Origin of the sequence: Psychrilyobacter sp., assembly GCF_037132775.1 — a bacterium.
In the GTDB taxonomy this organism is placed as follows: Bacteria; Fusobacteriota; Fusobacteriia; order Fusobacteriales; family Fusobacteriaceae; genus Psychrilyobacter.
Genome location: NZ_JBAHZY010000109.1, coordinates 1 through 12,356, shown reverse-complemented (window position 1 = coordinate 12,356; position 12,356 = coordinate 1). Strand labels below are relative to the sequence as shown.

Below are 12,356 nucleotides of genomic sequence, written 5' to 3'. Positions count from 1 at the left end.
AAAGGTATATTAATTTTTATAATAACGATAGAGGACATAGTTCTTTAGATTATGAAACACCTGCTAAGGTATATTTTGGTACTCAAAAAATTGCTTAAGTTTTTTCATAAACTGTTTGACAAACACGACCACCATATATTTAGTATATTTTGAAAAAATCCGTGTTCTATGAATTAAAATTTATGTGAAATGTAGTGAACTCCTTAATATTTTGGGTCTGTCTCATATTTTGTGTAAACCTCCAAATTAATGTAATTGTAGTTTACACTAATTTGGAGGTTTACACAAAATATGAGACAGACCCTGAAAATATGTGGTGGTGTGCTTGACAAGACTCACCGCCATAGATAAATACTCCTCCAGCCTCTGCTCTTATAGATTTATATCCACTGTCTACCAAGGTTACTTTTGTTCCAACTAAACCTTGGTTGCTGTCACCCACTATCTTCCCCATTAGTGAAGTGGCTCCCTTACCTGTCTTAGTTAACATAATTATTTTTCCTATATATACCTCTTCTAATCCATTGGTTACCTCTATGATATCCAATACTTCTCTTAGAGGCTGTCCTTTATTTATGTATAAGTCTATTACCACATCTTTAACCTCTGAATCCGCTACCATGGTTAACCCCACTTACCTTAGACATCAGTGCCAAGACATCGGACAATCTAGCCCCATTAAAGTCCATATCCTCCTCAAATTTTGATTGTGGTAATTTTTTTATAGTAGCTCCAAAGGTTGTGGCTCCTACAGTAAAAATTATAAGCAGTATAAAAAAATATTTTTTCATCTCATCACCTCCCCCTTAAATATAGAGGAACGACTCTACCATTCTTCCCCTGTTCTATCTCTATCCTATCCTTAAAAACTTTAATATAGTACACTATTTTTTCTATTTCAATTATTTTAAACCCTCTTACTATGGTTCTATTTTTAGAACCATCTTCTAAGTAATAGACCACTGCTGAATTCACTCCATTTTGCGTTATCAACATAGTTGGTTTAAATCTTGCTTCGATATAGGCTTTGAATTTCTCGTGATTTCCAGAAAATAGATCCCTGTCTTCTGTAAACATACTCCCCTCATCTCCATAAAAAATTTTAACCCCTTCATTGTAAACTTCATCAGAAATATATTTAGAGAGTGGATTAACTTCCTCTACCACCTCAATTGCAGGAGGAGGAGTCGTCTCCTCTACCTCTATTATTTCTGTTTTTACCGGTATTTTAACCTCTTTCTCCTCTTCCTTCTTCCCACAAGAAATAAGAAATAACCCTACGAGTGTTATAAATAATATCTTAGTTTTCATCATTACCACCTTCATTTCCAGCGGTAATATTATAGTACCCTAGCTTAAATTTAACTTCTATTAGACTCTGTTTTTTGTCTCCTTCACTAAATGGTTTTACCACTACCTCTAACCGACTTTTTTTCAACGTGAGCAAACTTCTAGAGTTCTCTAAATAATAGAAAAATAATGCTATATCTCTTCCATTTCCTGTTATTTTATATGGCATTACCATTCTTTTGTATTCCTTATTACCCTCAATTTCCATAGTTTCCGTCTTTCCGATTTCTAATAATTCTATATTTAGATGATCTAATATATCCTGTATCATCTGTTTTAATCTAGCCTCATCTTTAAAGCTATGCTCCTTAAATTCCTCCAATAACTTTTCTAACCTATATTTTTGATCTACCCTTTCCATCTTTACTCTCTCATATCTTTTTTCAAATAATCTCAAATTTTGTTCAGTTGATATTTTTTCCTGCCTAACTCTCAACAACTCCTCTTTTTTATCAAATATCCTTCCTATAGGTGATATCACTAAAAAATAAATAATAAGAATTATCCCTATAACTGTTCCTATGATTATGAATAGTTTTATTTGTTTTTTATCCATATTAATATTTATCTCTTTCTCAAATAGATCCATAGCGCTCAACCCCTAATTATACATCAGTGTCTATTCCAATACTAATACATATTCAAATTCATTTATTTTTTCCCCGTATTTACTTGATTTTTTTAAATAATTTAGAGTTACACTCCCATACAGCTCACTATCCAACATCCTTTCTTCAAAATAGTAGGCATTGTTCTCAGAACTCTTAGATTCGTTGTCTTTAAAAGAAAAACCTTTTATTCTCACTTCTTTCCCCTCATAAACTAAACTTTGAATCCATACATTTTTAGGAATATTTCCCTCCAATGACCGAAAGATCTCTGATACCCTCAAGTTTTTTTGTGAGAAGATATCCTCTATAATCTCTATTTTCACACCTAAATTAGTTCCATTTTTTGATTCTAGGGTCAGTTGCTTCATTCTTTTATTATTTTCTGCCATCTCTGCATTCTCTATATTGATTTTTTTTTGGACAGAGTTTTCTATCCTTTGGATACCGAAAGACACTACATAGAGAACTAAAAACACTATTACGAAAATACCAAAACATTTCCTGAGCTGTTCCTCTATCTCTAATCTGTCTTTATATTCTTCCGTTAAAAAATTCATCCGCTTCATTTATCCCACCTCTTTTATTAAGGCTCCCACAAGGGCCGTCATTTTAAAACTCGATAATAGTTCCTTGTCCTCCGCATTTTTATAGTCTAAATTTAATAGGTCCAAATCTATCACCTCACAGGGTATCTCAAAGGCATCATCAAAATAAGTTTTAAATCCCTTTATAAGAACGCCTCCTCCAGTTAAAATAATTTTACTTATCCTACCTTCAGCCAAGTTAGTATTAAAGTATTCCAAAGAATTTTCTATCTGAGTAGTTAACTCATTCACTACTGATGTCAGATCCTTAAACATCGATTCCTCACTCTGCGTCTTATAATTTCTATCCTCATCGGCACCTAATTCTAGCTGCTGTTTCTCTAATTCTGCTCCTTCATGATCTAACATCTCGTGCTCTCTTATTATCTCGGTAAAATCATTTCCACCTATTCCTACTATCCTCAGCATATTTAGGGTTCCTAATGTACTCATAAATATTTTACTAGTTTCTCCTCCTATATCAACAATCATTATATTTCCAGCCGTCTTTTCCTCTGATTTTTGATCTAATATATCTACCAGATTATTCAGAGCAATAAAATCTGGAATTATTCTTAATACTCTTATTTTAAAATGACTTAAAATACCCAGAATTTTTTCAACCTCCTCTACAGGAATTGTAATTACTAACAATTTTTTATAGAGATCATTTTCATAGACAGTTTCTATCTGAGTAATAAACTCATCCTTTGTATAACCCGAAATTATATCCTCAAGATCCTCCTCTATTTTAGCTTCTAGAGCAACCTCTTCACCGTCCTCTTTAGTATTGTTATATTCCAATGTTTTCACATGAAATTTAGAAGCAGTCATGGTTACTATTAAATTTTATCTTCTGCAAATTTCCTCGAAAAAAAAGGTACCCTAGGGCACCTTTAAAAAATTATTTATTTAAGTTATAGAATACTCCCATACCTTGGTATACAGCAGATTCTCCTAGTTGCTCTTCAATTCTTAATAATTGATTGTATTTAGCCATTCTATCTGATCTTGATGCAGAACCAGTTTTGATTTGACCAGCATTAGTTGCTACTGCAACGTCAGCTATCGTATCATCGGCAGTTTCTCCAGATCTATGAGATATTATAGCAGTCCATCCTGCTTTCTTAGCCATCTCGATAGCTTCTAAAGTTTCCGTTAATGTTCCAATTTGGTTTAACTTAATTAAGATTGAGTTAGCAGATTTTAACTCGATACCTTTCTTTAAATACTCAGTATTAGTTACTAATAGATCGTCTCCTACTATTTGAACTTTATCTCCCATCTTTTCTCTCATTGCTGCGAAACCTTTCCAGTCGTTTTCATCTAATCCATCTTCGATAGATGTGATAGGGTACTTTTCTACTAATTGTGCATACCATTCGATCATTTCAGTAGTAGTTCTCTTAACTCCGCCTTCTCTTTTGAAGTTATATACTTTTTCTCCGTCTTCTCCACCATCACAGAATTCAGATGCTGCTGCGTCTAAAGCTAAAGTGATGTCTTTTCCTGGTACATATCCAGCTGCTTTGATAGCTTCGATGATGATGTCTAAAGCTCCCTCAGTTCCTTCAATTTTAGAAGGTGCATATCCACCTTCATTTCCTACGTTTGTAGAATCTCCGTTAGCTTTTAAGATTTTTCCTAGGTGATGGAATACTTCAGTTCCCATTCTTAATCCTTCTTTAAATGATACAGCTCCTACTGGTTGTACCATAAATTCTTGTACATCTACAGCTGAGTCAGCATGTGATCCACCATTTAAGATATTCATCATTGGTACTGGTAAATCTTTTGCGTTTGTTCCACCTAAGTATCTATATAAAGGTTGTCCTAAAGCATTTGCTGCAGCTTTTGCAGTTGCTAAAGATACACCTAATATTGCGTTTGCTCCTAATCTTGCTTTAGTTTTAGTTCCGTCTAAAGCGATCATCTTTCTGTCTACAGCTACTTGATCAGTTGCGTCCATTCCTAAAATAGCTTCTTTGATTTCAGTATTTATATTTTCTACTGCTTTTAAAACACCTTTTCCTAAGTATCTAGATTTATCTCCATCTCTTAATTCAACCGCTTCTCTCTCTCCTGTTGATGCTCCTGAAGGCACTGCTGCTCTTCCCATTGATCCACATTCTAAGATTACATCAACCTCTACAGTTGGGTTCCCTCTTGAGTCTAATATTTCTCTTCCTAAGATTTCTACTATTCTAGTCATGTTGTCCTCCTAATTTTTTTTATTTAATATGTATTAATAATAGTACATTTTTTTTACTATGTAAAGATTAATTTTGTATCATTTTCAAACAAATTCAGATCAAAAAATGCCTAGATGTTATTTTAACTAACTTTTACAGTACGTACTGTAAAAGTTAGTTAAAATAAAAGAGATATAGAAATTTTCTATATCTCTTTTATAACTATAATTTTTTCATTTCTTCCATTAATTTTTGATTTTTATAATCATAGACTATTCTGTCTTTTACTTTCTCAAAGTTAGCTTCTTCAAATTTCACTTCTTTTGTCTTTTGAAATATATATATACCTTTTTTACTCTTTATTACATTAATTTCACTTGGATTAGATTCAAATATTTTATTAGCTAATAGATCATCATACCCTAAAGATTTAATATATCCATCTTTCTTTATATTTAAATATTCTGAAGTTTTATACTTTGAATATGCTTTTTTACTGGCCTTTTCAAAATTAAATTTATTGGTTTTTAACTCTTCCGCTACTGTTTTAGCAGTTCCCATTACCTTTTTAAAAGTCTTTTCCCCTGAACTCACTTTTATCAAGATATGAGATGCTTTAACTTGAGATTTTTCCTCATTTTTATTTTCTATAAAGATAATATGATACCCAAATTTAGATTTAACCACTTCTGGATACACTTTCCCTTCTTCACCTTTAAAAGCTGCTGTTTCAAATTCAGGAATCATTTGACCCTTTCCAAACCACCCTAAATCTCCACCATTCGATGCACTTGGTCCCTCTGAATATTTTTTAGCCATTTCTGAAAAATTAACAGCATCTACTTCTTTTAAAACCTTGTCAGCTCTCTCTTTAGCATCTTCCATATCTAGGTCTGTTGGTTCCACAACGAAATTAATTATATTTGCGTCAACACTGGCCTCTATATTGTAAATTTCTTTGTTTTCATTAAAAAAATTTTTGATTTCTGCATCATCGGCTATAATACTCTCTTTAATATTATCTACAAGTTGTAATTTAAGATCCATTATCTGGTTCATAGTCGGCAGAGTTTCATCTTTTTTAGCTCCTCTATCCATTGCAATTTTTGCCAATTTAATTTCATTTTTTATACTGGCTATAGATTTAGTTTTTGCTTCATTATAGTCTTTAACACCGTAGAAAGACTGGTATAACACACCTTTTATGATATCCATATTTGTTATCTCAAACCCATCTTTTTCAAATTCTACAGTGGGTCTAATATTACCATAGTTTTCCCTGATATCGTCTAATTTAACCTCTTTTTTATCTACTTCTACTAATTTGATCAATTCTTTATTTCCATTTACTTCCTTTAGACTTTTCTCAATGAGAGATTTTGCCTCCTCATAGGTTTTACCTAAATATTCACTATATCTACCTTTTTCATATTGAGATATTTTCTCTTCTTCTAAAATTTCAGTTTTTTCTACTATTTTAGCTCTAGTTTTTTCCACTAAGATAGAGTCTCTAATAGATTGCTCAAAACTTTTTTTTGTATACCCTTGTGCACTTAACATCCTTTTAAATTGTTCTTTATCTGGAATTTGTGTTTTTATAGCATCGATTTTCACCTTTACTTCTGAACTACTTACCTTAACCTTAAAATCAGCTCCAATTTTTTTTAAAATTTCATTGGTTAGGATATTATCCACTGCTAATATTTTAGCTTCTTCCCTGTCCATGGGAGTTATAAAATATTGACCATATTGATTGCTAATATTATTAATATCTCTTTCTAGTTCAGTAATTGCTATTTTATTTCCACTTACTTTAAAAGCGTATCGTTTATTTTTTAATCCCATGCTGATATTACTAACTATTACAGTTAACATTGAGATGAAAAATCCTATTGTAATCACCCAAATTACAGGTTTCATCTTTTTTCTCAAACTTCTAATTGCCATTATGTTTCCCCCATTTTTATTTTAATCCTATCCTTTTTGATCCAATTTATACCTTCTAATTTTCTCATATAGTGTAGTTCTACCTATCCCTAATAATTTTGCTGTTTCTTGCTTATTCCATCTAGTTTTTTGTAAAGCTGTAGCTATTACTACTCTTTCAACATCCGCTAAATTGTAAAGTTCCTTTTCTAAAATTTCTTTTAATGGTCCTAATCCAATTATCGTCTTATTTTCAAGTGTATCTGATTTCATCTTGATTTCTAATGGTAGATCTTCTACTCCAATTACTCTATCAGTTGATAATATAATCATTCTTTCAATTATATTTTTTAATTCTCTAATATTTCCAGGGTATGAATATTCCATAAGGTATTTCATTGTGTCGCTAGAGATAATAGGCATCTCTCTATGGATGTCTATAACTATCTTATTTAAAAAATAGTTAGCCAGTAGAGGAATATCATCTTTTCTCTCTCTAAGTGGCGCCATCTCAATTGGAAAAGCTGTTAATCTATGATATAAATCACTTCTAAACTTTCCACTTTCAACCTCTGCTTTAAGATTTTTATTTGTAGAAACAATAAATCTAATATCCACTCTCTTAGTTTTATTTCCTCCTACCCTTCTAAATTCACCATACTCTATTACTCTAAGTAATTTTGCTTGAGCCTTGATATCTAAACCTGTAATTTCATCTAAGAATACAGTTCCCCCATCAGTTTCCTCTAAGATTCCCATCTTACCAGATCCAGATCCTGGGAAAACATCCTTTTCATATCCAAATAATTCTGATTCTATTATATCTGAAGACATGGATACACAACTGATTACCATAAAGCTTTTCTTTCTTCTATCGGATTTTTTATAGATTTCTGCTGCTATCAATTCTTTTCCTACACCATTTTCTCCACTAACAAGAACAGTCAGGTCACTTTCCGCTATTTTATCTATTAAATTTTTAATCTCTTTGATCTTAGTGCTTTGCCCAACAATTTCTTTGATTTCCTCTGTATCAGATAATTTTTTTTCTAACTTTCTCTTTTCCTTCAATACAGATAAACTTTGTAAAGCTGGAAAAATCAACTTATTAAATTCCTTTATACATAAAGGTTTTAATAGGTAGTTATATATGTCAGCACCTCTTAGATCTCTTAGTACTTCCTCAGTTTCTTCCTCTATTAACCCTACTACTACAAAATCCTTTCCTATACCATTTAATTTTCTTCTTACTTCTGTAAAAGTAAACCATGTCATATTTTGATCCAACAAAATAATATCAAAATCACTTTCTCTCAACATATCCAATCCATCTAAAAAATTATTAAAAGTAATTACTTCGTATTCACCCAACAACTCTTTTCTTACCTGCTTTAAAATTTCTTTTCTTTCAGAAATTGCTAAAATCGATTTTTTCACAACATTCCTCCTATAATTCTTGATTTTTTTCATCACTGTATTATAACCAACCAAGTGTCAAATTTCAAGATTTTTTTGTTTTTTTTTTGTTTTTTTTGAAACATATTTCCAATTTCATTACACAAAGGTAAGAAAAATCAATAATTTTCAATTTAAATACTTTTAATTTCATTTCCATATCTGTATAATCATTAAATTTTAGAATTTCAAAAATTTAAAATGAGGGCGACAATATACCGTAAAAAAAGATTAAGAAATTATTTAATACAAAATAAATTAAAATAAATTAACACAAATCACTGTGGATTAAAAATCTAAAAAAGATGACTCCTGCAGAATACAGAAATCACCTTTTGATTGTTTAACTTTTTCCCCTTTTTTTCTAGTATCCTTGACAAAGGTTAAAGATTATAAATACCCTCATTTCATCTAAATATTAATATACTCCAATGCTCTTACCGATATATCAAAAGTTATATTATAATCTAAACTCTCTTTTAAGTTTGAAAATTTTTCTACCAGTTCGTAACACCTTTCCTTTTCTGCTATAACCAGTAAAACCTCATCTTCTCCAGGCCAAACATGGGTATTAAGATGTTTTATCCCTTTCTGCCATGACACCTTTAACTTCGGAATAATAGCATATTTTATAACATCACTATTCTTTAACTCCTCCAATATTAGCTCTTCTAAAGATCCATCAAACAATAATCTGAGTTCTTTATATTCTCCCTTTAATTCCATAGAATCTCCCCCTTTTTGTCACTTACTTTTTGAACTTATTTTTTACTCTCTCTACACCATTTTCTACCAATTCATAGAGTACTGGTATTACTATCAAAGTTAACAATGTTGAAACCATCAATCCAAATATTACAGCTATAGCCATACTTTGATACATCTCAGATCCCTGGCCTATTCCTAGTGCTAATGGCATCATTCCTAGCATAGTTGTTAAGGTTGTCATGAGAATTGGTCTGAGTCTTGTTCTACCCGCTTCTAAGACCGCTGTCCTTCTTTCACTTCCCCTTGCAATCAATAACTTTATATAGTCTATTAGTACTAAAGCATTATTAACTACTATACCAGCTAACATGATTATTCCTACCATTACCATTACATTAAATTCTTTGCCTGTGATCATTAAACCTGCATATACCCCCATTATAGATAGCGGTACAGATCCCATTATTATAAATGGCAATACCAATGATTCAAATTGAGAAGCCAGTATTACAAATATTAAGAATATCGCTATAAACATTGAATTTCCTAGTTGTTCCATCATCTCTGCCGTTCTTTTATTATCCCCACCAAATCTATAAGTTACAGCATATGGCAAACCTAATTTCTCTATCTTTTCTGTAATCAATTGTTCCACTGCCTTACTGTTATTTCCACCCTTTAAGTTTGCACTCAAGGTTACCTTTCTGATTCTATTTAATTTTTCTTTTTCCGCTGGCCCTTCTACCACCTTTAGATAAGCCACATCGGAAACTTGTATAATATCTCCTGAATCTAATTTTAATTTACTCGTCATCAACTTAGACAATGATTTTCTATATTCATCTGGCATCATTACATTTACCTCAATCTCCTCTAAATCTGTTTTAAGATCTATAGGATTAGATCCTAATACTTGATAAAAAATCACCTTATTTATATCTGACGGTCTTATTCCATAATATCTAGCCTTTTCCCTGTCTATTATTATTCTAGCCTCAGGACTTCCTCCAGTCAAACTACTCTTAAAATCTCCTATTTCTGGCATATTTTTCATCTCTGTAAACATTAATTCCGCAAAACTATCCAATTGCCCTGCATTATCTGATGTAAGATCTAATTGTATATCCCTTCCACCGCTATCTGGACCTTTAGCATATCCATCAGCTACATTTAAATCTACATCGGGAACACCTTTTAATTTTTCCCTTATGACATCTGTTATCTCAAATACTGATTTATCTCTATCTTTTCTTAGATCTAACTTTACATTGATAGAAAATCCATTGTTATCTACTGAGGTTTCTATATTTTTTGTATATTTATCAGCCTCTAATATTTTTTCAACTCTTCTAGCGATAGAATCAACTTTATCTAGTGTAACTCCTGGTGGTGTTTCTCCTGTTACTACATATAGATTATCATCTGTTGCAGGGATAAAACCTCCTCCAACTATCTTGATTCCCGGTATCACTATTGCAAAAAACATTATTATTACTATCAATAAGGTCTTTAACTTATGCTTTAATGTCAACAACAGTAATTTTATATATTTCTTTTTTATAAAGGTAAGTAATTTCCCATCCTGGACTACCACTACCTTTTCTTTCAACATTTTATTGGCTATCATTGGCACAAAGGTCATGGCAACTAATAATGAAGCCAGTAATGAAAACGTTACAGCCCATGACATTCCCCAAAATACTTCCTTAGCCAGTCCTTCAGTCATTACTATAGGTAAAAATACTGCCACTGTAGTAGCTGTAGAAGCTACTATTGGTACCAGCATCTCTGCGGCTCCATCTCTGGCAGATTCAAATTTAGGTTTTTTGAGTTCTGTCATATGTCTATAAATATTATCTAGAACTACTACCCCATTATCTACTAACATCCCTACTCCTAAAGATAATCCCATCAGAGATATTATATTCAAACCTACCCCTATACTATTCAACAAGAAAAATGCTCCTATAATAGATAGTGGTATTGCCATGGCTATGATAATAGTAGCTCTAATATCTTTTAAAAATACAAATAATACTATTGAAGCAAGGATCAGACCTGCTATGGCATTATTTTTCACATTATTTATAGAGCTAGATATATCTATAGATGCATCGTAGGATACACTTAATTTAACATCTGATGGTAATGTCTGAATGAGTGATTTGATAGCTTCTTTTACTCCATCTGAGATCGCTACAGAGTTTCCATCTGTAGATTTTTCTACCGATATAGAGATCGAAGGAATCCCATTCATCCTATTGTAACTTTTTACATCTTTATTTCCAAGTTTTACACCAGCTACATCTTTTAAATATAAAACCTTTCCATTTTCATTACTAATTACTATATTTTGTACCTCTTCTACAGTCTTTAATTCTGTCATTACCTTAATAAGATATCTTTTTCCGCCTTCTTCCACAGTTCCAGCTGGAATATTCGTACTTGATTTTGCAAGAATATCATAGAGATCGTCTATATTCATTCCATAAGATTCTATCTTAGTTGGATCAACCTCTACCTTTACTTCCTTTTCATATCCACCATAAACTTCTACATTTCCAACACCTAAGATCTGTTGAAACCTAGGTTTAATTCTGTTTTCTGCCAAACTTTTAGCTAAGATCAAATCTTCCGCGGATACTGTAACAGCGATTACCGTTTCTCCCCCTGGTTGAACTTTTTTTACTATGGGAGTATCTATATCTGTTGGCAGATCTTTTCTGATATTATTTAATTCTGTCTGTATATCAGTTACTTTCTTATCTGTATCTATTCCATAATCAAATTCTAATACAACTAAGGATGAATTTTCCGATGAAGTTGAATTCATCTCTTTTATTCCTTCTATATTTGGCATAACTTCTTCTATTTTTCTGGTAACCAAACTATCCATATCCTCTGGAGTAGCTCCTATCCAAGTAGTCTGAATCATTACTACAGGAACGTTCATATTTGGCATAAGATCTACTGGCATATTTTTTAATCCTAATATACCCATTACTACCATAGTTATCATGAGCATGATAACCGAAACAGGCCTTCTTATTGCAATTGATGATATAGACATCTTCGTCCTCCTAATTCTCTTCCTTTATATAATCTCCATCATTTAGAGAATATTGTCCTACTACTACTACCTTATTCGTCTCTTTTAAATCCGCGCTTATTATCTCACAATTTTCCCCATCGGAAATACCTATATTTACCCTTATCTTTCTAGCCACTAAGATCTCTTTTGACTCTTTTATTCCGTCCTTTTCCGACTCAATATTTTCCTTATTCACCACAAATATATATGAATATAACTCCTCAATAATTATAGCTTTTTTAGGAACTAATATTCCTTCTTTTTTCCCCGTATATAATACTACCCTTGCAAACATTCCCTGTTTATATTTAGAATCTTTATTGTCTATTTTTATCTTCACTTCAAATTTTCTAGTAGATGAATTAGCTATCGGGTTAATCTCATATAGTGATCCTTGTACAGGTTCAAAAGAACCTTCCACATAGATATTATCTATTGC

Annotated in this window: 11 protein-coding genes and 1 pseudogene; all 12 read right to left on the bottom strand. The window is 31.8% G+C overall.

Annotated features, from left to right (window positions below; genetic code table 11):
* Positions 1–280: 280 nt before the first annotated feature.
* Positions 281–622: a hypothetical protein gene (locus tag V5784_RS07305; protein ID WP_336888374.1), complete on the bottom strand. Its 342-nt coding sequence runs from the start codon at positions 620–622 to the stop codon at positions 281–283.
* Positions 600–791, bottom strand: a complete 192-nt coding sequence (locus V5784_RS07300) for a hypothetical protein (RefSeq protein WP_336888373.1) — start codon at positions 789–791, stop codon at positions 600–602. The genes V5784_RS07305 and V5784_RS07300 overlap by 23 nt, the downstream gene beginning before the upstream one ends.
* A gap of 4 nt (positions 792–795) precedes the next feature.
* Complete coding sequence (locus V5784_RS07295; RefSeq protein WP_336888372.1) at positions 796–1,311, bottom strand: hypothetical protein; 516 nt, start codon at positions 1,309–1,311, stop codon at positions 796–798.
* Complete coding sequence (locus V5784_RS07290; RefSeq protein WP_336888371.1) at positions 1,301–1,939, bottom strand: hypothetical protein; 639 nt, start codon at positions 1,937–1,939, stop codon at positions 1,301–1,303. The genes V5784_RS07295 and V5784_RS07290 overlap by 11 nt, the downstream gene beginning before the upstream one ends.
* A gap of 30 nt (positions 1,940–1,969) precedes the next feature.
* Positions 1,970–2,527 carry a PilN domain-containing protein gene (locus tag V5784_RS07285; RefSeq protein WP_336888370.1) on the bottom strand — a complete coding sequence of 186 codons (558 nt, stop codon included), beginning with the start codon at positions 2,525–2,527 and terminating at the stop codon, positions 1,970–1,972.
* On the bottom strand, positions 2,528–3,379 hold the full coding sequence (gene pilM, locus V5784_RS07280) for a pilus assembly protein PilM (protein WP_336888369.1): 852 nt from the start codon (positions 3,377–3,379) through the stop codon (positions 2,528–2,530).
* Positions 3,380–3,449: 70 nt separating this feature from the next.
* Positions 3,450–4,757: a phosphopyruvate hydratase gene (eno, locus tag V5784_RS07275; protein ID WP_336888368.1), complete on the bottom strand. Its 1,308-nt coding sequence runs from the start codon at positions 4,755–4,757 to the stop codon at positions 3,450–3,452.
* Between the two features lie 202 nt (positions 4,758–4,959).
* Entirely contained in the window at positions 4,960–6,684 is a 1,725-nt protein-coding gene (locus V5784_RS07270) for a peptidylprolyl isomerase (protein ID WP_336888367.1), read from the bottom strand.
* A 27-nt stretch (positions 6,685–6,711) separates the two neighbouring features.
* A complete protein-coding gene (locus V5784_RS07265; RefSeq protein WP_336888366.1) occupies positions 6,712–8,100 on the bottom strand; it encodes a sigma-54 dependent transcriptional regulator in 1,389 nt (462 codons plus the stop codon).
* Positions 8,101–8,529: 429 nt separating this feature from the next.
* Positions 8,530–8,844 (bottom strand): PG0541 family transporter-associated protein, encoded by a 315-nt coding sequence (locus V5784_RS07260; protein ID WP_336888365.1) that lies wholly within the window; start codon positions 8,842–8,844, stop codon positions 8,530–8,532.
* 22 nt (positions 8,845–8,866) lie between these two features.
* Complete coding sequence (locus V5784_RS07255; RefSeq protein ID WP_336888364.1) at positions 8,867–11,896, bottom strand: efflux RND transporter permease subunit; 3,030 nt, start codon at positions 11,894–11,896, stop codon at positions 8,867–8,869.
* A gap of 10 nt (positions 11,897–11,906) precedes the next feature.
* Positions 11,907–12,356 (bottom strand): annotated as a pseudogene (locus V5784_RS07250) (hypothetical protein); the annotation flags it as partial.